Genomic DNA, 21100 nt, shown 5'->3' with positions numbered 1-21100 from the left:
ACTTCTCAACGGTGGCAGATTGTGCCACATGGGCATATCCTGACCTCATGGCAGGTACACAGGCGATGACGCTCACCGAGCGGCGCAAGGCCGCCACGCGCCTCGACATCGCCCGCACGGCGGCCCAGCTCTTCACGGAGGACGGGCTGCGGGCCACCCGCGCCGAGGACATCGCGCGGGCCGCGGGCATCGCACCGCGCACCTTCTACCGCTACTTCGCGACCAAGGAGGAGGCCGTCGCCCCGCTCCTGGCGGCCGGCGCCGAGGCCTGGGCCGAGGCCGTCCGTGCGGCCCCCGCCGAACTCCCCGTGCCGGACGCGCTGCGGTACGCCGCCGAGCGTGCGCTCAGCGCGGCCGACCCGGCGAACGCGGCCTCGCTGGAGTGGGTCCGCACGCTGCTGCGGCTGACGGACGAGAGCCCGGCGCTGCGGGCGGTGTGGGCCGACACGAGCCGGGTCTCCGAGACGGCGCTGCGGGCGATCCTCGCCGAGCGCACCGGCACCCCGGAGGGCGACCTCGCGCTGCGGCTCGCGGCGGGCGTGGCGTCCACCGCGATCCGGGTCGCGGTGGAGGCGTGGGCGTCGACGGACGAGCCGGCCGGCGGACCGGGAGGCCCGGCGGCGCTGGCGCTGCGGTGCCTGGCGGAGGCGGGTGGGGCCGTCGGATCCAGCCTCTCCGGCGATTGAGGAGTGGGGTCAGGGGCGACGCCCCGTGGCCGTGACGAAAGGGAACCCGAAATGAACAACCTCACCGGCAAGACGGTCCTGGTGACCGGCGGAGCCCGCGGCATCGGCGCCGAAGTGGCCCGTACCGTCGTCGCCGCCGGGGGCAACGCCGTCATGGGCGACGTGCTGGACGACGAGGGCAAGGCGCTCGCCGCCGAGCTGGGCGGCGCCGCCCGCTACGTCCACCTCGACGTGACGGACGAGGCCGAGTGGCAGGCCGCCGTCGCCTTCGCCACGGCCGAGTTCGGCTCGGTCGACGGCCTGGTCAACAACGCCGGCATCTCCACCGGCATGCCCTTCGAGACGGAGAGCGTCGAGCGCTTCCGCAAGGTCATCGAGGTCAACCTCGTCGGCGTCTTCGCGGGCATGAAGACCGTCGTCCCCGCGATGAAGGAGGCGGGCGGCGGCTCGATCGTCAACATCTCCTCCGCGGCCGGTCTGATGGGCCTCGCGCTCACCTCCTCGTACGGCGCCTCGAAGTGGGCCGTGCGCGGACTGACCAAGATCGCGGCGGTCGAGCAGGGCACGTCGAGGATCCGGGTGAACTCGGTGCACCCCGGCATGACGTACACCCCGATGACGGCCCAGGTCGGCATCCAGCAGGGCGACGGCAACTACCCGAACACCCCGATGGGCCGGGTCGGCGAGGCCGACGAGATCGCGAAGGCCGTGGTGTTCCTGCTCTCCGACGACTCCTCGTACATGACCGGCGCCGAGCTGGCCGTGGACGGCGGCTGGACCACCGGTCCGACGGTGAAGTACGTGATGGGGCAGTAGCAGTAGCAGGATCCGTAGCAGGAGCAGCAGTAGTCGCGGAACGCTTCGCGCAGGGCCCGGTCCTCCTCCCCGGAGGGCCGGGTCCTTTGGCGTGCGCGTGCCGGGACCAATGCCCGTTTGTGTCTGGCAGATGCCCGAACCTGTTTACTTTCCCGAAATCCGGTCGTAGCCTCAAGTCAGAGCAACAGATTCGGGCACGGCGGAAGAGGTCGACGGACATGTACGCACCGGAGCGTCAGCAGGAGATCCTCCGCCTCGCCCGGGACGGCGGCCGGGTGGACGTGCTGTCCCTGGCCGAGGAGTTCCAGGTCACCGCCGAGACCATCCGGCGCGACCTGAAGGCCCTCGACCGGGCGGGCCTGGTCCGCCGGGTGCACGGCGGCGCCATCCCGGCCGGCCGGCTCGACTTCGAGCCCGACCTCGCCGAGCGCGAGGGCACCGCCGCCGACGAGAAGGACCGCATCGCGCACGCCGCGCTCGCCGAACTGCCGGCCGAGGGCAGCGTGATCCTGGACGCCGGTTCGACGGTCGCCCGGCTCGCCGCCGCGCTGCCGCTGGAGTCCCGGCTGACCGTCGTCACGCACTCGCTGCCGACCGCCGCCCGGCTCGCCGACCACCCCGGCATCCAGCTCCACCTCGTCGGCGGCCGGGTCCGGCACCGCACCCGCGCCGCCGTCGACGCCTGGGCCCTGCGCGCGTACGGCGAGATCCGCGCGGACGTCGTCTTCCTCGCGGCGAACGGCTTCGCGGCGGGCGCCGGGCTCACCACCCCCGACCTCGCCGAGGCCGCCGTGAAGCGGGCCGCCGCCGGAGCCGCCCGCCGGGTCGTCCTGCTCGCCGACTCCGCCAAGCACGGCCAGGAGCACTTCGCCCGGTTCGGCGACCTCACCGACGTCGACCTCCTCGTCACGGACACCGGCCTCGCCCCCGAGGACGCGGCCGCGATCGAGGCGGGCGGCACGGAAGTGGTCCGCGTATGACCCCCGACCGGCCCCGCACCCCCACGGGCCACACCAGACCCATCGGCCACACCAGCGACACCGGCACGACCAGCACCAGCACCACCCCACGTACGGAAGCGGCGATGCGCGGCATGATCCTCACCGTCACCCCCAACCCCTCCCTCGACCGCACCTACGAGATCCCCGGTCTCGACCGCGGCGAGGTCGTGCGCGCCGACGGCGAGCGCATGGACCCGGGCGGCAAGGGCGTCAACGTCTCGCGGGCCGTCGCCGCCGCCGGTGCCCCCACGCTCGCCGTCCTCCCGCTGGGCGGCGCTCCCGGCGCCCTGGTCGCCGACCTCCTGGCCGGCCAGGGCATCAAGGTCGCCCCCGTCCCGGTCGCCGGCCAGACCCGGTCGAACATCGCGCTCGCCGAGCCGGACGGAACGCTGACGAAGATCAACGCTCCCGGCCCCGAGCTGAGCCCGCAGGAAGCCGAGTCGCTCCTGTCGGCCGTCGGCGAGCAGTCGGCGGGCGCCGACTGGATCGCCTGCTGCGGCAGCCTCCCGCGCGGCCTGGCGCCCTCCTGGTACGCCGAGTTGGTGGCCCGCGCCCACGCGGCGGGCGCCCGGATCGCGCTCGACACGTCGGGACCGGCCCTGCTCGCGGCGCTGCGCGAGCGCCCCGACGTCGTGAAGCCGAACGCGGAGGAGCTCGCCGAGGCCGTCGGCCGCCCGCTCGCCACGATCGGCGACGCGGTGAAGGCGGCCGGGGAACTGCGGGAGGCGGGCGCGGTCTCCGTCCTGGCCTCGCTCGGCGCGGACGGCCAGATCCTGGTCGACGCCACGGGCGTCCGGTTCGCCCACGCCCCCGTGGAAGCCGTCCGCTCGAACGTCGGGGCGGGCGACTCGTCCCTGGCCGGCTTCCTGATCGCGGGCGGCAAGGGGCCGGAGGCCCTCGCCTCGGCGGTCGCCCACGGCGCGGCGGCCGTCCAGCTCCCCGGCAGCGCGATGCCGACACCGCGGGACCTCCGCCCGGACGCGGTGGAACTGACGGCGGATGTCCCCCTGAACAGGCCGTTGAAGGAGCGTGTGGCGTGAGAGGAAGCCCTGCCGGGGGCGCGCGGCTGTGCCCATCAGCGGCTCCGCCGCGGGGCGCGCCCCGCGGCGACCGACCCGCACCCGCACCCGCCGACGAACGAACGATCCCGCAGACGCCTAGGCAAAGGAGCCCGCGATGACGGAGATGATCACCGCGGACCTGGTCGACCTCGACCTGTCCGCCGCAACGAAGGACGAGGCCGCCCGCTCCCTGGCGGAGCGCATGGTCGCCCGGGGACGGGTGACCGACCTCGACGGCTTCCTGGCGGACGTCGCGGCCAGGGAGGCCCAGATGCCGACCGGCCTGGACGGCGGCATCGGCATCCCGCACTGCCGCAGCGAGCACGTCACCGAACCCACCCTCGCCTTCGGCCGAGCGGCGCACGGCATCGACTTCGGGGCGCCCGACGGCCCGGCCGACCTGATCTTCCTGATCGCGGCACCGGCCGGCGCGGACGACGCGCACCTCACGATCCTCTCGTCGCTCGCCCGTCAGCTGATGGACGAGGACTTCAAGGCGGCACTGCGCGCGGCGACCGACCCCGAGCGGACGGCGGCGCTGATACGCGGCGAGGGCCAGACGCCCCCGCAGGGCCAGACGCCCCCGCAGGAGCAGGAGCAGGAGCAGGAGCAGGAGCAGGACCAGGACCAGGACCAGGACCAGGACCAGGCCCAGGCCCAGGAGCAGCCCGCCCCGACGCAGCCGGCCCCCGAACAGCCCACGGGACCGGGCACGTTCAAGATCGTCGCGGTCACCTCCTGCCCCACCGGCATCGCCCACACCTACATGGCGGCCGAGTCCCTGGAGAACACGGGCCGGGACACCGCCGGCGTCGAACTCGTCGTCGAGACCCAGGGCTCCGCCGGTTTCACCCGCCTCGACCCGGCCGTGATCGCCGCCGCGGACGGCGTGATCTTCGCCCATGACGTGCCGGTCCGCGAGAAGGACCGCTTCGCCGGGAAGCCGACGGTCGACGTCGGCGTGAAGGCGGGCATCAACCGCCCGGCCGAACTCATCAAGGAAGTACGCGACAAAGCGGCCCGCGGTGAGGTCTCCGCACCGGCGGGGTCATCCACACCTGTGGACAACTCCGGTGAGTCCGAGGACGGTTACGGGACGAAGCTGCGCAAGTGGCTGATGTCGGGCGTCAGTTACATGGTGCCGTTCGTCGCCGCGGGCGGTCTGCTCATCGCGCTCGGCTTCGCGATCGGCGGCTACGAGGTCGCGGACGTCAAGGTCGAGACGCTGCTCAACAGCTTCGACTGGGGCTCCACGACGAGCTGGGCGGCGCTGCTCTTCTACACCGGCCAGGCGGCCTTCGCCTTCCTCGTCCCGGTGCTCGCCGGCTACATCGCGTACGGGATGGCGGACCGGCCGGGGCTCGTGCCCGGCTTCGTCGGCGGCTCCATCGCCCTGACGGTCAACGCGGGCTTCCTCGGCGGCCTCGTCGCGGGCCTCATCGCGGGCGCCGTCGTGCTGGCGATCCAGAAGGTGAACGTCCCACCGGTGCTGCGCGGCATCATGCCGGTCGTGGTGATCCCGCTGCTCTCCTCGATCGCCGTCGGCTTCCTGATGTTCGTCGTGGTCGGCAAGCCGATCGCCTCGCTGCAGAGCGCCCTGACGGACTGGCTCAACTCCCTGTCCGGCGCCAACGCGATCATCCTCGGCGTCATCCTCGGCCTGATGATGTGCTTCGACCTCGGCGGCCCGCTCAACAAGGTCGCCTACGCCTTCGCGGTCGGTGGCCTCGCCGACCCCACCGACGGTTCGCTCAAGGTCATGGCCGCCGTGATGGCCGCCGGCATGGTGCCGCCGCTGGCGATGGCCCTGGCCACCACCGTGCGCGGCCGGCTGTTCACCAGGGCCGAGCGGGAGAACGGCAAGGCGGCCTGGGTGCTCGGCGCCTCGTTCATCACCGAGGGCGCCATCCCGTTCGCCGCGGCCGACCCGCTGCGCGTCATCCCCGCCTCCATGGCGGGCGGCGCGGTCACCGGCGCCCTGTCGATGGCCTTCGGCTGCACCCTGCGCGCCCCGCACGGCGGAATCTTCGTGGTCCCGCTGATCGGCAACGCGTTCCTCTACCTGATCGCCATCGCGGTCGGCGTCTGCGTCTCCGCCGCCCTGGTCGTCGTACTGAAGGGGCTGCGCAGGTCCGCCCCGGACGGGACGGCCGCGGCCGGGGAGGAGTCCGCGGCCGACGGGGCGAAGGTGCCGGCGGCTGTCTGACGCCGGTGAAGCCGGAACTGTCCGTTCCTGCGAGATACGTCACGGTCCGGGACCAAAGTCCCGGACCGTGGTGTTCACTGGACCGCATGCCTGAGCACGTGTCGATCCTGCAGCAGACGGGCCTGGCGATCCTCGCGGTCGCCACGGTGGCCTGGGTGGTCGGTCTGATCCGACTCGTCCGTGTCGTCACCACCGGCCCGCCGCGGTCACTGCCCTCGCTGCCGCTGGGCGCGCTGCCCGGCCAGGCCCAGGCCCCCGCCGTGGAGTCGGTGCCGCTGACGGCCGACGAACAGGACGCGTTCGCCGGTCTGGTCCGGCAGTTCAGCCGCAGCTAGGGAAGCCGGGACCTCAGCGGCGGGCGCGCGGACGGCTCGCCGCCCGCAGCTCGATCGCGGACCGGGCCGCGGCCTGCGTCACGTACACCTCGCACATGTGCCGGCCGTCCGGTGTCGCCGTGTGCTCGACCTCCCAGAGGCTGACCTCGCAGCCGTCGCGCAGCAGGAACGCGTGCTCGTACAGCGCGAACCCCTGGCTGAGCCGGCGGCCGAACGCCTGCGTGATCTGGTGCGCGCACGCCTCCCGCAGCAGGCGCGCCGTCCCCGGGCCCGGCCGGGTCGCCGTGTCCGGGTTCTCCGCGCGGCGCAGCAGCCGCCTGGCGTGGTCGACGGAGCTGTCCGGGTCGGCCGGGCCGAAGGTGCGGCGCTGCGGCGGGACGGGCGACAGCTGGACGGGGGCGATCGGGACCTGGAGGCGGAACTCGGGCGCCGACTCCGGGGGCAGCGGCAGCCGCGCCGTCGCCAGCCGCAGCTCCTCCTCGGTGACGTAGACCTCGTGCTGGGTCAGGCCGTCCCGCCCCGTGTTGTGCACCAGCTCCCACAGGGTCTGCGAACTGCCGTCGGCCAGCAGCCAGGTGTGCCGGTACGTCTCGCGGTGCAGGCCCGCGCTGTGGTGGGCGGAGTGCAGCGAACTGTCGTACGCGAGGGCGCTGTCGAGCAGGCGCAGCGTCTCGTCTGGCAGCTCGAAGGAGTTGAGCGCGCGGCCGAGCAGCCGCGCGAGGTTCTCGTCCGGGGTCCCGGGAGCGTCCGGAGGCTCAGAGGCTTCCGGCGAGTCGGGCGACGCGGGCGATTGAGGCTGCGCGGGCGACCCGTGTGACGCGGCGTCGTACGCGTAACCGGACTCGTAGTCGTGCGGAGCGCTCAAGGCACCTCCCGGCATTGCTGCATGTCACCTTGTGGGTGCATACCGTAGCCCCTCGGTCGGACATCATGTCCGCGAAATGGCAAACGGGGGAAGGGAATTGGGAAACGTGCCTGCACAACGCACGGGCCGCGCGGAAGGTTCCCGCGCGGCCCGGCCCGTGAACGGGGGTCTCAGACGGCGCTGCCCGCCGTCCACTGGCTCCAGGACATGTTCCAGCCGTTGAGGCCGTTGTCCGGGGAGATCGTGGTGTCGTGCGAGTTCTTCACGGTCACGACGTCGCCGACGAGCGAGTTGTCGTAGAACCACTTGGCCGTCGTGTCGCCCCCCGCGCCGCGCACGTCCCGCATGCCGACGCAGCCGTGGCTGGTGCCCTGGGCGCCGAAGATGCCCGGCGAGCTCCAGTAGTTGCCGTGGATGAACGTGCCGGACTGGGAGAGCCGCATGGCGTGCGGCACGTCCGCGATGTCGTACTCGCCGCCGAAGCCGACCGTGTCGCCGTTCATACGGGTCTGCACGAACTTCTCGGAGATCACCATCTGGCCGTTGTACGTGGGGTGTTGCGTGCTGCCCGTCGACACCGGGATGGTCTTGACCGTCTGGCCGTCGCGGACCACCGTCATCTGCTGCGTGTTCGCGTCGACCGTGGAGACCTGGGCGCGGCCGACGGTGAAGGACACCGTCTTGCTCTGCACGCCGTGGATCCCGTTCGCCCCCTCCACGCCGTCCAGGTCGATCTTCATGGTGACCTTGGAGCCGGCCTTCCAGTACGCCTCGGGCCGGAAGTCCAGGCGCTGCGCGCCGAACCAGTGGCCGACGATCCGCTGGCCGCCGGTGGACGTGACCGTGATGTGGCGCTGCACGTCCTCCTTGTTCGTGATCGCCTTGTCGAACGTGAACGAGACCGGCATGCCGACGCCGACCGTCGCCCCGTTGTCCGGCGTGTACGTGCCGATGAAGCTGTCGGCGCCGGAGACGGTCGTGAAGATGGAGTTGGCGGCGGCCGTGTGGCCCTCGCCGTCCTTCGCGGTCGCGGAGATCCGGTACTTGGTGCCGCGCTCCAGCTGCTCCTTCGGCTTCCAGGACGCGCCGTTCGCGGCGATCGCGCCCGCGACCTGCTTGCCGGAGGCGGACTCGGTCAGCTTCACGTCGGTCAGCCTGCCGTCGCTGACCTTGACCCCGGTCGCGTTGATGGAGGCGCCGGTCGAGCCGTCCTTGGCCGAGATGGTGATGCGCGGGGCGTCCTGGGCGTCGTCCCCGCCGCCCTTGCCGCCCTCGGCGCTGGCGCTGCCGCCACAGGCCGTGAGGGTCAGTGCGCCGATGGCGAGGCCGGCCCACGCGACGGCTATGTTCTGCCTTCTCACGGTCTGCTCCTGTTCCAGGTGGTTGCACCGGTGTGTGCCTGTGCGAGGAGAGAGTCCGGGATGGCCCGCCGGGTTCCGTCCGTCGCCTGTGAGGGCAGACACAGGGACGGTCCCGTTACGTCGGTTACGTGATCGTCGCCCGCCCTACGCGGGCCCGGGCCCGTAGAGATCGCCGTACGAGAGGTGCGTGCCGCCGGGGCCGTGCACCGACTCCGCGGCCCGTACGGCCCGCACGATCGCCCGGGTCACCAGGTCGGCGCCCGCCGCGAGGATCTCGTTGAGGGCGAGCGGGTCCGTGGCGTCGAGGGGCCGTGCGCCCGTGGCGAGGGCGAAGACGGTGTCGCCGTCGTTCAGCAGGTGCACCGGGCGCACGGCGCGCGCGATGCCGTCGTGCGCGGTGCCCGCGACCTTCTGCGCCTGGGCGCGGGTGAGGTCGGCGTCGGTGGCGACGACGGCGAGGGTGGTGTTGAGCGGGGGTGGGGTGGGGGAGGCCGGGGTCGTGGGCGTGGGCGTGGTCGTGGGGGCGTCGGCGGGCGTGGGTGCGTCGGCGTTCGCGTTCGCCTTCGCCTTCCCGTTCGCCGTGAGGGGGGCCGGGCCGTTCGCGGCGGCGGCCTCCGCGAGCCGCAGGACCGCCCGCTCGTGCGTCGCGGCCGACGGATACCTCACCGGGCCCCGCCCCGCGAAGAACTCCCCGTACAGCGCCCCGGTCGCCGGATCCACCGCCGAGCCCGCCGCGTTGGCGACGACCAGGGCGCCGACCGTGATCCCCGAGTCGAGCACGGTGGACGCCGTGCCGATGCCGCCCCGCACCTTGCCGACCAGCGCGCCGGTGCCCGCGCCCACGTTCCCCTCCGGCACGGGCGCGTGCGGGTCCGTCGCCGCCGCGGCCCGCACCGCGTCGAGGCCCGTCGCGGCGTCGGGCCTGGCCCGCCAGTCGCCGCCCCGGCCGAGGTCGAAGACGCACGCCGCCGGGACCACCGGGACGACCTGCGCGGGGTCCGGGCCGACCCGGACCCCGCGCCCCTGCTCCTCCAGCCACGCCACCACGCCCGAAGCGGAGTCGAGGCCGAACGCGCTGCCGCCGGTCAGCACGACCGCCTCGATGCGCCGCACCAGATTGCGCGGGTCGAGCGCGTCCGTCTCCCGGGTGCCGGGGCCGCCGCCCCGCACGTCGACGGCGGTCACCGCGCCGCCCGCCGGGGCGAGCACGACGGTGGTGCCGGTCAGGAAACCGCCGCCGGTGCGGGTGGCGTGCCCGACGCGCAGTCCTGCCACGTCGGTGAGGGCGTCATGGTGCGCGGTCGTCGTCATGTCCCATGCGTACCACGGGCGTTGACCGGCGCCTCCGTGCCGCGCGCCGCCCCACCGGGGCCTCGCCCGCTACGCCTCCTGCGTCCCGGCCGGCCGCGCGCTCCTGGCCGACAGCGTCACGCCGACCGCCACCGTGAGTGCCGCCACGATCCCCGCCGCGAACACCGCCCAGCTCCCCGCGAACGTGCAGCAGAGCACCAGCACCGCACTCACCGGCAGCGTCAGCTGCTGCGCCGCGCCCTCCTTGAAGTACCGGGCGTGCAGCGCCCACACCATCATCAGGAACACCGCCGAGGGGATCGTCACGGCCGCCGACGCCGCCGTCGTCGAGATGTGCGCCTTGCCGACGGCCTGCTCGACGGCGACCTCGATGCCCGCGCCGATCGCCGCCGCCGACGCGAAGACGAAGTAGTGGCCGTACCCCCACAGGAACCCCTGCCGGTTGGACGCCAACCGGTCGTGGATCGGCACCGCGAAGTAGATCCACCACGCCGCGAACACGATCAGCAGCCCGCCCGCCGCGATCGGCAGCACCTCGCCGAGCGCGTCGTTCTCCTCGACCCCGGACTTCACCGCGACGGTCGCCGCCGCGATCGTCTCGCCGAGCACGATGATCGTGAACAGGCCGTAGCGCTCGGCGATGTGGTGCGGATGCCAGGACGTCTGCCGGTCCTTCTCCGCGTACAGGGGCACGCACATCTCCAGGACGGCCAGCACGACGAACACCCAGGACACCGAGGCGGCCGGCAGGAACAGCAGCGCGACCCAGCCGACCTGGCACAGCAGCACACCGCCCGCGTACCGCAGCGCGGCCGTGCGCTCCGCACCCGTGCTCGACCGGGCGGCCCGCAGCCAGTGCGCCGACATGGCGAGCCGCATGATCACGTAGCCGATCACGACGACGGTGAAGTCGTCGTCCTCGAAGGCCCGTGACACCCCGGCCGCGAGCACCAGCACGCCCGCGATCTGGACGAGGGTGACGATCCGGTAGACCACGTCGTCGTTGTCGTACGCCGACGCGAACCACGTGAAGTTCATCCAGGCCCACCAGATCGCGAAGAAGATCCGCGCGTAGTCGGCCACCCCGCTGCCCGCGTGCCCCTCGGCGACGGCGTGCACCAGCTCCACCCCGCCCTGGGCCACCGCGACGACGAAACAGAGGTCGAAGAACAGCTCCAGCGGCGACGCGACCCGATGCTCCTCGTCGCGTCCCCGCTCCACCATGCGGCGGAGCGGGGACGGCGGCTGGTGCGTGGGGCGGGTCTGCCGGTCGGGGCCGGGTGTGTCTGGCGTGGACGTCATGCGCCCAGGACAGCAGATCAGGCGGCGACGTGCGCAATGCGGCGCGCGGCCCGGCCGGCGTCGGCGGCGGCCTCCCGGTACCGGCGGACGACGAGGTCGGCGACGGCCGGATGGTCGGCGAGCGGCTCCGTGACGAGGTCGGCCCCGGCCGCGTCGAGCGATGCGGTGAACCGGCCCGGCGCCAGCAGATGCGTCACGATCCCGATCCTGCGGTGCCCGGCGGCCCTGAGCCCCGCCAGCGCCTGCGGCACCGTCGGCCCGGTCGCCGAGCAGTAGGCGGTGACCACCGGGGTCCCCGGCCGCCGCCCGGCGAGCCGCCGGGCCGCGAGCAGCGCCCCGCCGTTCCCGCCGGGCCGCGACGAACCGGCGGTGGCGAACACGATCGCGTCCACCCGTCCGCCCCGCGTCGCCTCGGCCCGCGCGAGCCGCCCGGCCAGCGCCGCGTCGACCTCGAAGGCCCCGCTGAGACTCGGCGTCAGCACCCACCCGGGACCGCCGTGCGCGGCGACGACGGCCGGTATGTCGACGGTGCAGTGGAACCCGTCCCCGAGCAGCAGCGGCACGACGACCGCACCCGCATGCGAGGCGCTGCCCGGGTCCGCCGCGCCGGCCGGGTCCATCACGCCGGTCTTGTCCGTCGCGGTGCCCGTGCCCGTCGCGCTGCGCGGGTCCATCGCGTCGGCCGGGTCCGCCGCCCCGCCCGTGCCCGTCGCGCTGCCCGGGTCCATCGCCCCGCTCGTGCCCATCGCGCTGCCCGGGTCCATCGCGTCGGCCGGGTCCACCGCCCCGCTCGTGCCCATCTCCCCGGCCGCGTCCCCCGTGTCCACCGTGTCCGCCGTGCCCGCTGCGTCCACTGGGCCAGCCGCGTCCCAACCACCCCATGCGCCCAACGCGCCGCCGAGAGAGGGAAGCTGATGATCCAGATGTCCGACGACGGGCCGCACCCCGGTCCGCCGCTCGACGGCGTCGCACAGCCGCCCCACGGTGGCCCCCGCGGCGGGCAGCGCGCTGCCGTGCACGGCGAGTACGAGCGGCATGAGGACGCCTCCGGGGAACGCGAGGGGAGCGCGAGCAGAGCGCGGGCGGCCGGTACCGTCCACCCCGCTCGACGCTACGCCCGCGCGACGCCCCGACGGCCCGGCGAAAGGCCCGGCCGTGAGGGTCGTAGGTCCCGCCGCGACAGGCCCAATTCGGCGCGGCGGCCCCTCTCTTCGCGCCTACCGTCGAACCCGTAGAGCCACCGGCGAACCGCACCCACGGAGTGACCCCATGCCCCACCACCTGGTACTCATAGGCCACGGCATGGTCGGCCACCACCTCCTCCAACTCCTCGCGGAGCGCGACGCCCTCGCCGCCTGGCACGTCACCGTGCTCGCCGAGGAGGACCGCCCGGCCTACGACCGCGTCCACCTCTCCTCCGCCTTCACCGGCACCGACGCCTCCGAACTCTCCCTCTCCACCCCCGAGTTCCTCGCCGGGCACGGCATCGACCTGCGCCTGGGCGACCCGGCCGAACACATCGACACGGCCGGCCGCACCGTCACCACCACGTCCGGCGCCACCGTCCCCTACGACGCGCTGGTCCTGGCCACCGGCTCCTACCCCTTCGTCCCGCCGATCGACGGCGCCGACGCCCCCGGCTGCTTCACCTACCGCACCCTGTACGACGTCGAGTCGCTCACCGAGTACGCCGCCCGCGAGGACGTCCGCACCGGCGTCGTCATCGGCGGCGGACTCCTCGGCCTGGAAGCGGCCGGCGCCCTGCGCACCCTCGGCCTGGACACACACGTCGTCGAGTTCGCCCCGCGACTGATGCCGCTCCAGGTCGACGACGGCGGCTCCGCCGCACTGCGCGCCACCATCGAGTCCATGGGCGTCGCCGTGCACACCGGTGTCGGGGCCCGCGCCGTGGAGACCGACACCGACGGCTCGGCGCGCGCCCTGCACCTCACGGACGGCCGGGTCGTCGACGCCGACGTCGTCGTCTTCTCGGCGGGCGTCCGGCCCCGTGACCGGCTCGCCCGGGAGGCCGGGCTCGCCGTCGGCGACCGTGGCGGCGTCGTCGTCGACGCGCACTGCCGGACCACGGACCCGTACGTCTACGCGATCGGCGAGTGCGCCCAGACCTCCGACGGCCGGGTCTACGGACTGGTGGCGCCCGGCTACCAGATGGCCGAGGCCGTCGCCGACGCGCTCGCGGGCGACGGCACCACCCTGTTCACCGGCGCCGACACCTCCACCAAGCTGAAGCTGATGGGCGCGGACGTGGCCTCCTTCGGCGACCCCTTCGCGCACGGGGGCGAGGACGGTGAGGCGATGGCGGTCGTCTTCTCCGACACCCGCGAAGGCGTCTACAAGAAGCTCGTCCTCGGCCCCGACGGCCGGCTCCTCGGCGGCATCCTGGTCGGCGACGCCGCCGCCTACGGCACCCTCAAGCCGCACGCGGGCCGCACCCTGCCGGCGTCCCCGCAGGCGTACCTCCTCCCGGCCACCGGGGAGGAGAGCGCCGCGCTCGGCGTCGACGCGCTGCCCGACGACGCCGTGGTGTGCAGCTGCCACAACGTCACCAAGGGCGCCGTCCGCGCGGCCGTCACCGCCGAGGGCCTCACCGACGTCGGCGGCATCAAGCGGTGCACCAAGGCGGGCACCGGCTGCGGCGGCTGCGTCGGCACCCTCAAGTCCGTCCTCGACGCCGAACTCGCCGCCGCCGGCGTCGAGATCGCCCGCGGCCTGTGCGAACACTTCGAGCTGACCCGCGCCGAGCTCTACGACGTCGTCCGCGCCGAACGCATCACGTCCTTCAGCGCACTGATCGCCGCCCACGGCTCCGGCCGGGCGGGCGCCGCCGACGGCTGCACCGTCTGCAAGCCGGTCGTCGCCAACATCCTCGGCACCCTCGCCCCCGAACTCGGCCTCACCCACATCCTCCAGGGCGAACAGGCCGCCCTCCAGGACTCCAACGACCTCTTCCTCGGCAACCTCCAGAAGGACGGCACCTACTCCGTCGTCCCCCGGATCCCCGGCGGCGAGATCACCGCCGAGCAGCTCATCGCGATCGGTGAGGTCGCCCGCGACCACGGCCTCTACTCGAAGATCACCGGCGGCCAGCGGATCGACCTGTTCGGCGCGCGCGTCGAGCAACTCCCCGCCATCTGGCGGCGGCTGGTCGCCGCGGGCCTGGAGTCCGGGCAGGCGTACGGCAAGTCGCTGCGCACGGTGAAGTCCTGCGTCGGCGCCAAGTTCTGCCGGTTCGGGCAGGGCGACTCGGTGCAGCTCGCCATCGACCTCGAACTGCGCTACCGCGGCCTGCGCACCCCGCACAAGATCAAGGGCGGTGTCTCCGGCTGTCTGCGCGAGTGCGCGGAGGCCCGCGGCAAGGACATCGGCGTCATCGCCACCGCCGGCGGCTGGAACCTCTACGTCTGCGGCAACGGCGGCACCCACCCCCGCCACGCCGACCTCCTCGCCACCGACCTGTCCCGGGCCGAACTCCTGCGCCTGACCGACCGGTTCCTCATGTACTACGTGCGCACCGCCGAGCGTCTTGAGCGCACCGCCCCCTGGTTCGAGCGGATCGGCGGCCTCGACCACCTCAAGGCCGTCCTCGTCGACGACTCCCTCGGCATCTGCGCCGACCTGGAGGCGCAGCTGGACCGGCACGCCGCCGCCTACCGCGACGAGTGGCAGGCCGTCCTCGACGACCCGGCCGCCCTCGCCCGCTTCGGGACCTTCGACGCCGACCCGAGCTTCCTGGAGCCCGGCCGCGGCCGAGCCGCCGTCCTCCCCGACGGCACCGAGGCCGCGCTCTTCAAGGGCGCCGACGGCACGGTCTACGCGGTGGACGCCCGCGACCCGTTCTCCGGCGCCGACGTGATCGCCCACGGCATCATGGGCACCCGCGACGGCGCCCCCGTCGTCGCCTCCCCGATGCACAAGCAGGAGTTCGACCTGCGCACGGGGGAGTGCCTCGACGACCCGTCCGTCCGCCTCGCCGTCCACGAGGTCCCCGACGCGGGCTGAGCCGGGGGACCTTGGTCGCTCCCAGGACGGTGCCATTGGGGTGCCGCGGGGGCGACCAACGCCTCTGACGCGGTCTTTATCCCGGCGCGAATCTGGAGGGGCAAGGAAAACCCCCCTCACCACCAGGAACACGCCATGAGTCCTGCCGTCCGGGACGCCGCCGTGGTCGACGACGTCACCCGTTCCTACGATCCCCAGCAGTACCGGCCCGGCCGGGCCATCAGCGACTGGGAACCCGAGAACGAACTGTTCTGGAAGTCCGTGGGCAAGCGGGTCGCCACCCGCAACCTGTGGATCGCCGTCCCCGCCCTCCTCGTCGCCTTCGTGGTGTGGCAGGTGTGGAGCGTCACCGCGACGAACCTGGCCGACGTCGGCTTCAGCTTCAGCACCTCGCAGCTGTTCTGGCTGACCGCCATCCCGGGTCTCACCGGCGGTACGGCCCGGATCTTCTACACCTTCCTCGGCCCGCGCATCGGCCAGCGCCGCTTCACCGCGCTGTCCACCGTCGTCCTGGTGATCCCGCTGATCTGGCTGGGCTTCGCGGTGCAGGACACCTCCACCTCGTACGTCACGCTGGCGACCATCGCGGCGCTCTGCGGCTTCGGCGGCGCCAACTTCTCCTCGTCGCTGGCCAACATCGGCTTCTTCTTCCCGAAGGCCAAGAAGGGCAACGCCACCGGCATCAACGGCGGCCTCGGCAACCTGGGCGTCTCCGTCGTCCAGCTGCTCACCCCGATCGTCATCACCTCCTCGGTGATCGCCCTCGGCTCCGCCCAGCACAAGGCCGACGGCTCGCCGGTGTGGCTGCAGAACGCCGCGTTCCTGTGGGTGCCGGTCCTCGTGGTCCTCGCCGCCCTCGCCTGGTTCGGCCAGAACGACCTGAAGGTCGCCGCCACCCCGTTCAAGCAGCAGAAGGTCATCTTCAGGCGCAAGCACAACTGGCTGATGACCTGGCTCTACGTCGGCACCTTCGGCTCCTTCATCGGCTTCGCGTCCGCCCTGCCGATGCTGATCAAGACCACCTGGACGCCGATCGACGCCTCCTACACGGCGGCCACCTACGCCTGGATCGGCCCGGCCGTCGGCGCCCTCGCCCGCTGGGGCGGCGGCTGGCTCGGCGACAAACTGGGCGGCGCGCGCGTCACGATCCTCTCGTTCGTCGGCATGGCCGGCTCGATCATCGGCGTCATCACCTTCATGCCGACGAACGGCGCGGGCGGCAACTTCGTCGGCTTCCTGCTCTGCTTCTACGCGGCCTTCCTGTTCAGCGGCATCGGCAACGGCTCCACGTTCCGCCAGATCCCGGTGATCTTCCGCGGCCAGCACCTGAAGGGCCTGACCGAGGGCACGCCCGAGTACACGAAGGCGCTGAAGCAGGCCGAGATGGAGTCCGGCGCCGTCACCGGCTTCACCGCCGCGATCGCCGCGTACGGCTTCTTCTTCATCCCCGCGATGTTCGCCAACTTCGCGGTGACCAGTGCCCTGTGGTGCTTCGTGGCCTTCTACGGCACGTGCATCGTCGTCTGCTGGTGGTACTACGCGCGCAAGAACGCCGAGTCCCCGAGCTGATCGGACGGGCGCAGCCCCCTCCCCGCGCGACCTGCGACAGGGAATTCCGCCGCATTTCTTGTGAATGCGTTCACAAGCGGACTTGGGTCGAAAGTCCCGAAGGAAACCCCAGGTCAGAGCGCTAATCCCGGGAGGAGTCGAGCCGGAACGAGGCCCAATGGTCCCGAACTCAGGACCATTGCGGCCCGCCGGACCGGCTCCGCGGGAGTCCAATGAATACGTAGCAACGAACCGGTCGAAGAGATGGGGAAGGTGCCGCAGATGACTGCCACTCCCGCGGAAAAGACGACGCACGGCGAGGCCTGGGACGGCTTCAAGGGAGGGCTCTGGCGGGACGCGATCGACGTCCGCGACTTCGTCCAGCAGAACTACACGCCCTACGAGGGCGACAGCTCCTTCCTCGCCGGCCCGACCGAGCGCACCACCGCCGTGTGGGACAAGCTCCTCTCGATGTTCCCGGCGGAGATCGAGCGCGGCATCTACGACGTGGACGTCCACACCCCGTCCCGCATCGACGCCTTCAAGCCCGGCTACGTCGACGGCGACGCGAAGGACCACAAGGACCTCATCGTCGGCCTCCAGACGGACGGCGCCCTCAAGCGCGCGATCATGCCGAACGGCGGCTGGCGCATGGTCGAGGGCGCGCTGAACGCCTACGGCTACGAGGCCGACCCCGAGGTCCGCGAGGTCTACACCCACCTGCGCAAGACCCACAACGAGGGCGTCTTCGACGCGTACACCCCCGAGATCCGCGCCTGCCGCTCCTCCGGCATCATCACCGGCCTGCCCGACGCCTACGGCCGCGGCCGCATCATCGGCGACTACCGCCGCGTCGCCCTCTACGGCGTCGACCGCCTCATCGCCGCCAAGCAGGCCGACAAGGACCGGCTCGGCAGCGAGTGGCCCACCGAGCACGTCATCCGCGACCGCGAGGAGATCTCCGAGCAGATCAAGGCGCTGAACGAGCTCAAGGCCATGGCCATGTCGTACGGCTACGACATCTCCGGCCCGGCCACCAGCGGCCGCGAGGCGATCCAGTGGCTGTACTTCGGCTACCTCGCCGCCGTGAAGGAGCAGAACGGCGCGGCCATGTCGATCGGCCGCATCGACAACTTCCTCGACATCTACCTGCAGCGCGACATCGAGGCCGGTCTCATCACCGAGTCCGAGGCCCAGGAGTTCATCGACGACTTCGTCGTCAAGCTCCGCATCGTCCGCTTCCTGCGCACCCCCGAGTACAACGACCTCTACTCCGGCGACCCGACCTGGGTCACCTGGTCGATGGCCGGCATCGGCCAGGACGGCCGCCCGCTCGTCTCGCGCACCACCTTCCGCGCCCTGCAGACGCTCTACAACCTCGGCCCGGCCCCCGAGCCGAACCTGACGGTCTTCTGGTCGCGCGAACTCCCCAAGGGCTTCAAGGACTTCGCCTCTCAGGTCGCCATCGACACCTCGGCCCTCCAGTTCGAGTCCGACGAGCTGATGCGCCCCAAGTACGGCGACGACACCGCGATCGCCTGCTGCGTCTCCGCGATGGCCGTCGGCAAGCAGATGCAGTTCTTCGGCGCCCGCGTGAACGTCGCCAAGGCGCTCCTCTACGCGATCAACGGCGGCCGCGACGAGAAGACCGGCAAGCAGGTCGTCGAGGGCTTCGAACCCATCGAGGGCGACCACCTCGACTACGAGACGGTCGCGAAGCAGTACGACGCGATGCTCGACTGGCTGGCCAAGACGTACGTGCACGCGCTCAACGTCATCCACTACATGCACGACAAGTACGCCTACGAGCGCATCGAGATGGCGCTGCACGACCAGGAGATCCTGCGCACCATGGCGTGCGGCATCGCGGGCCTCTCGGTCGCCGCCGACTCCCTCTCGGCGATCAAGCACGCCAAGGTCAAGGTCGTCCGCGACGAGACAGGCCTCGCCGTCGACTACGAGATCGACGGGGAGTACCCGGCCTACGGCAACAACGACGACCGCGCCGACGAGATCGCCAAGACGATCGTCCACGGCTTCATGGAGAAGGTCCGCAAGCACCCCACGTACCGGGACGCGGTCCACACCCAGTCCGTCCTGACGATCACCTCGAACGTCGTCTACGGCAAGAAGACCGGCAACACCCCGGACGGCCGCCGCGCCGGCACCCCCTTCGCCCCCGGCGCCAACCCGATGAACGGGCGCGACGAGCACGGCTACATCGCCTCGGCGCTGTCGGTCGCGAAGCTGCCCTACGACGACGCCGAGGACGGCATCTCGCTGACCAACACGATCACCCCGGACGCCCTGGGCCGCACCCCCACGGAGCGGATCGGCAACCTCTCGGGCGTGCTCGACGGCTTCATGGCCAGCGACGGCTTCCACATGAACGTCAACGTCCTCGACAAGGCGACCCTCCAGGACGCCATGGAACACCCGGAGAACTACCCGCAGTTGACCATCCGGGTCTCCGGCTACGCGGTGAACTTCGTCCGCCTGACGCGCGAGCAGCAGCTGGACGTCATCAACCGCACCTTCCACGGCTCGCTGTAGAGCGACCCCGAACCGCGGTCCCGGGGCCGGGCCCTCACTCCGGCCCCGGGCACCGCGCACTCCCCACCCGCACCTCGTAGCCCGAGGAGACCTGCCATGACCGTGCTGCTCACCCAGAACCTGAGCGCGAACGACGCCGCCACCCCGGCCGCCGCCGCGACGCACCGCCCCACCGAGGGCTCCGTGCACTCCTGGGACCTGTCGACCGGCGTCGACGGACCGGGCACACGCTTCGTGACGTTCCTCTCCGGCTGCCCGCTGACCTGTCTGTACTGCCACAACCCCGACACCTGGAGGATGCGCGACGGCAAGCGCACCTCGGCCGACGCGATCGTCGCGGAAGCCGCCAAGTACACCCGGTTCATCGAGGCCGCGGGCGGCGGCGCCACCATCAGTGGCGGCGAACCGCTGCTCCAGCCCGTCTTCGCCGGAGAGCTGCTGCACCGCCTCAAGCACGAACTGGGCCTGCACACCGCCCTCGACACCTCGGGCTTCCTCGGCGTGCGCGCCACCGACGCCCTGTTGCGCGACGTGGACCTGGTCCTGCTCGACATCAAGTCCTGGGACCGCACCACCTACAAGAAGGTCACCGGCCGCCCCCTGCAGCCCACCCTCGACTTCGCGCACCGCCTGGCCGACCTCGGCAAGAACGTCTGGGTGCGCTTCGTGCTCGTCCCCGGCCTGACCGACGACCCCGCCAACATCGAGGGCGTCGCCGCCTTCGCCGGCTCCCTGGGCAACGTCTCCCGGGTCGACGTGCTGCCCTTCCACAAGCTGGGCGAGGCGAAGTGGGAGGCGCTCGGCAAGACCTTCACGCTGCACGACACGCCCTCGCCCACCCCCGAGCAGGTCGCCACCGCGAAGTCGATCTTCGAGGCGCACGGCCTCACCGCGGTCTGAACCCGGCCCCCGTCCCGGCCCCCGGCCCCGTGCCGCCCCCGCGACGTACCCTGGAGCCATGAGCACCGCGCCCGACCCCGAACCCCGCAAGCCGGAGGCGCGCGACCCGAAGGCCGCGCTGATCTTCGACGACCCGCTGTCGGCGCAGTCCTCCGACGACACGGACCGTGGCTGGGGCGAGCGGCCTGCGGCCGGCGACAACAGCGCCGCCGACCTGGCCCGCTTCCTCGACGAGAAGCCGCCCCACCACCTGTGAAGCGCCGCTAGGACTCGCTGTGGCCCGAGCCGCGCTGCGCCACGAGCGCGTCGCGGATCTCCTTGAGGACCTCCAGCTCGGAGACCTCCAGCACCTCCTGCGTGCCCTCCTTCGCGGCGTCCATCCGGGCCTTCCTCGCCAGGTACTTCGCCATGGGCAGGACCATCAGGAAGTAGACGACCGCGGCCGTGATCAGGAAGCTGAGGACGGCGCTGAGCACCGAGCCCCACATGATCGGGACACCGCTGATCACATCGCCCGCTTCGTTGGTCTGGCACGGACCCTTGAGGCAGGAGCGGTAGTGATCGAGATCCTTGGTGCCGAAGGCGCCGACCAAGGGGTTGATGACTCCCTTGACCACCGCGTTCACGATGTTCGTGAACGCGGCGCCGATGACGACGGCGACCGCGAGGTCGATCACATTGCCGCGCATGAGGAAGGCCTTGAAGCCCTCCCACAAGCTCGGCTCGTTCTTCTCGCTCACCAGAAGGCCTTTCTTCACATGTGCAGGTTGTGGAGCAAACGACTCCGCAACCTACGTCAGCGTGGGTCAGACCTGTCCAATTCGGTAACTCGATCGGGGGACTTGACGCGATGTGAGTCACCACACCGTCACCGCCAACCGGGATGATGCGCCGGCACCCGCGAGCCGGACGGCCGTCTCCCGCCCCACCGACAGCACCACCAACGACCCGCCGGACAGCGCCGGTTCGCCCGCGCCGCCGGATCCCGGGGACGACTCCTCCTCCGGCACCGAGGCCACCCGCGCCCCCGACGCCAGGACCCGGACCCCCGGCCCGCCGTCCGCCCGGCCCGCCACCACGTCCACCCGGTCACCGGGCCGCAGCAGCCGCACCGCCCCCGCGTCCGCGATCCGCA

At 72.3% G+C, this 21100-nt stretch carries 17 protein-coding genes and 1 pseudogene; 11 read left to right on the top strand and 7 right to left on the bottom strand.

The features are described from left to right. The first annotated feature begins 47 nt into the window (after positions 1-47). The 6 genes from RBJ77_RS11700 (at position 48) to RBJ77_RS11675 (ending at position 6105) form a co-directional block, all read left to right on the top strand. A complete protein-coding gene (locus tag RBJ77_RS11700) occupies positions 48-686 on the top strand; it encodes a TetR family transcriptional regulator (RefSeq protein ID WP_372344956.1) in 639 nt (212 codons plus the stop codon). 51 nt (positions 687-737) lie between these two features. Further along, complete coding sequence (locus RBJ77_RS11695) at positions 738-1502, top strand: glucose 1-dehydrogenase (RefSeq protein ID WP_372344955.1); 765 nt, start codon at positions 738-740, stop codon at positions 1500-1502. A 218-nt stretch (positions 1503-1720) separates the two neighbouring features. After that, positions 1721-2482, top strand: coding sequence for a DeoR/GlpR family DNA-binding transcription regulator (locus tag RBJ77_RS11690; protein WP_372344954.1), 762 nt, complete (start codon positions 1721-1723; stop codon positions 2480-2482). A 113-nt stretch (positions 2483-2595) separates the two neighbouring features. Further along, a complete protein-coding gene (pfkB, locus tag RBJ77_RS11685) occupies positions 2596-3543 on the top strand; it encodes a 1-phosphofructokinase (protein ID WP_372344967.1) in 948 nt (315 codons plus the stop codon). A 136-nt stretch (positions 3544-3679) separates the two neighbouring features. Further along, the gene (locus RBJ77_RS11680) at positions 3680-5770 is read left to right on the top strand and encodes a fructose-specific PTS transporter subunit EIIC (protein ID WP_372344953.1); all 2091 of its coding nucleotides are present in this window, start codon (positions 3680-3682) and stop codon (positions 5768-5770) included. 86 nt (positions 5771-5856) lie between these two features. Further along, positions 5857-6105 (top strand): hypothetical protein, encoded by a 249-nt coding sequence (locus tag RBJ77_RS11675; RefSeq protein ID WP_372344952.1) that lies wholly within the window; start codon positions 5857-5859, stop codon positions 6103-6105. Positions 6106-6118: 13 nt separating this feature from the next. Here RBJ77_RS11675 and RBJ77_RS11670 read toward each other — a convergent pair whose 3' ends face one another. The 5 genes from RBJ77_RS11670 to RBJ77_RS11650 form a co-directional block, all read right to left on the bottom strand. After that, positions 6119-6970 (bottom strand): DUF6227 family protein, encoded by an 852-nt coding sequence (locus RBJ77_RS11670; RefSeq protein WP_372344951.1) that lies wholly within the window; start codon positions 6968-6970, stop codon positions 6119-6121. 170 nt (positions 6971-7140) lie between these two features. Beyond that, the gene (locus tag RBJ77_RS11665; protein ID WP_372344950.1) at positions 7141-8331 is read right to left on the bottom strand and encodes an Ig-like domain-containing protein; all 1191 of its coding nucleotides are present in this window, start codon (positions 8329-8331) and stop codon (positions 7141-7143) included. A gap of 144 nt (positions 8332-8475) precedes the next feature. After that, complete coding sequence (locus tag RBJ77_RS11660; protein ID WP_372344949.1) at positions 8476-9642, bottom strand: P1 family peptidase; 1167 nt, start codon at positions 9640-9642, stop codon at positions 8476-8478. A 69-nt stretch (positions 9643-9711) separates the two neighbouring features. After that, entirely contained in the window at positions 9712-10944 is a 1233-nt protein-coding gene (locus tag RBJ77_RS11655) for a low temperature requirement protein A (protein WP_372344948.1), read from the bottom strand. A 17-nt stretch (positions 10945-10961) separates the two neighbouring features. Beyond that, a complete protein-coding gene (locus tag RBJ77_RS11650; RefSeq protein ID WP_372344947.1) occupies positions 10962-11981 on the bottom strand; it encodes a sirohydrochlorin chelatase in 1020 nt (339 codons plus the stop codon). A 232-nt stretch (positions 11982-12213) separates the two neighbouring features. On the opposite strand from RBJ77_RS11650, the gene nirB reads away from it, so the two are divergent. The 5 genes from nirB to RBJ77_RS11625 all read left to right on the top strand — a co-directional run bounded on the left by nirB (position 12214) and on the right by RBJ77_RS11625 (position 20221). Continuing rightward, on the top strand, positions 12214-14964 hold the full coding sequence (nirB, locus tag RBJ77_RS11645; RefSeq protein ID WP_372344946.1) for a nitrite reductase large subunit NirB: 2751 nt from the start codon (positions 12214-12216) through the stop codon (positions 14962-14964). A gap of 135 nt (positions 14965-15099) precedes the next feature. Then, on the top strand, positions 15100-16533 hold the full coding sequence (locus tag RBJ77_RS11640; RefSeq protein ID WP_372344945.1) for a NarK family nitrate/nitrite MFS transporter: 1434 nt from the start codon (positions 15100-15102) through the stop codon (positions 16531-16533). Between the two features lie 261 nt (positions 16534-16794). Next, positions 16795-19065 (top strand): formate C-acetyltransferase, encoded by a 2271-nt coding sequence (gene pflB, locus RBJ77_RS11635; protein WP_372344944.1) that lies wholly within the window; start codon positions 16795-16797, stop codon positions 19063-19065. A gap of 96 nt (positions 19066-19161) precedes the next feature. Beyond that, positions 19162-19965, top strand: coding sequence for a pyruvate formate-lyase-activating protein (pflA, locus tag RBJ77_RS11630; protein WP_372344943.1), 804 nt, complete (start codon positions 19162-19164; stop codon positions 19963-19965). A gap of 58 nt (positions 19966-20023) precedes the next feature. Then, positions 20024-20221: a hypothetical protein gene (locus RBJ77_RS11625; RefSeq protein ID WP_372344942.1), complete on the top strand. Its 198-nt coding sequence runs from the start codon at positions 20024-20026 to the stop codon at positions 20219-20221. Positions 20222-20228: 7 nt separating this feature from the next. On the opposite strand, the gene mscL is transcribed toward RBJ77_RS11625, so the two are convergent. Both mscL and RBJ77_RS11615 read right to left on the bottom strand, forming a co-directional pair. Next, positions 20229-20708, bottom strand: coding sequence for a large conductance mechanosensitive channel protein MscL (gene mscL / locus RBJ77_RS11620; protein WP_305127801.1), 480 nt, complete (start codon positions 20706-20708; stop codon positions 20229-20231). A 114-nt stretch (positions 20709-20822) separates the two neighbouring features. Then, positions 20823-21100 (bottom strand): annotated as a pseudogene (locus RBJ77_RS11615) (hypothetical protein); the annotation flags it as partial.

It is taken from the genome of Streptomyces sp. KL116D, assembly GCF_030766975.1.
Lineage (GTDB): Bacteria > Actinomycetota > Actinomycetes > Streptomycetales > Streptomycetaceae > Streptomyces > Streptomyces longispororuber_A.
The sequence above is the reverse complement of the archived record's forward strand: the minus strand, read 5'-3'. Positions and strand labels throughout refer to the sequence as shown.

Bases quoted from the DNA above. Each gene is read 5' to 3' on its own strand.
- RBJ77_RS11625 (WP_372344942.1), top strand. From the start codon at position 20,024: ATGAGCACCGCGCCCGACCCCGAACCCCGCAAGCCGGAGGCGCGCGAC.
- RBJ77_RS11700 (WP_372344956.1), top strand. From the start codon at position 48: ATGGCAGGTACACAGGCGATGACGCTCACCGAGCGGCGCAAGGCCGCC.
- pflB (WP_372344944.1), top strand. From the start codon at position 16,795: ATGACTGCCACTCCCGCGGAAAAGACGACGCACGGCGAGGCCTGGGAC.
- RBJ77_RS11660 (WP_372344949.1), bottom strand. From the start codon at position 9,642: ATGACGACGACCGCGCACCATGACGCCCTCACCGACGTGGCAGGACTG.
- RBJ77_RS11650 (WP_372344947.1), bottom strand. From the start codon at position 11,981: ATGCCGCTCGTACTCGCCGTGCACGGCAGCGCGCTGCCCGCCGCGGGG.
- RBJ77_RS11695 (WP_372344955.1), top strand. From the start codon at position 738: ATGAACAACCTCACCGGCAAGACGGTCCTGGTGACCGGCGGAGCCCGC.
- RBJ77_RS11655 (WP_372344948.1), bottom strand. From the start codon at position 10,944: ATGACGTCCACGCCAGACACACCCGGCCCCGACCGGCAGACCCGCCCC.
- RBJ77_RS11680 (WP_372344953.1), top strand. From the start codon at position 3,680: ATGACGGAGATGATCACCGCGGACCTGGTCGACCTCGACCTGTCCGCC.
- RBJ77_RS11690 (WP_372344954.1), top strand. From the start codon at position 1,721: ATGTACGCACCGGAGCGTCAGCAGGAGATCCTCCGCCTCGCCCGGGAC.
- RBJ77_RS11675 (WP_372344952.1), top strand. From the start codon at position 5,857: ATGCCTGAGCACGTGTCGATCCTGCAGCAGACGGGCCTGGCGATCCTC.
- pflA (WP_372344943.1), top strand. From the start codon at position 19,162: ATGACCGTGCTGCTCACCCAGAACCTGAGCGCGAACGACGCCGCCACC.
- pfkB (WP_372344967.1), top strand. From the start codon at position 2,596: ATGATCCTCACCGTCACCCCCAACCCCTCCCTCGACCGCACCTACGAG.
- nirB (WP_372344946.1), top strand. From the start codon at position 12,214: ATGCCCCACCACCTGGTACTCATAGGCCACGGCATGGTCGGCCACCAC.
- RBJ77_RS11640 (WP_372344945.1), top strand. From the start codon at position 15,100: ATGAGTCCTGCCGTCCGGGACGCCGCCGTGGTCGACGACGTCACCCGT.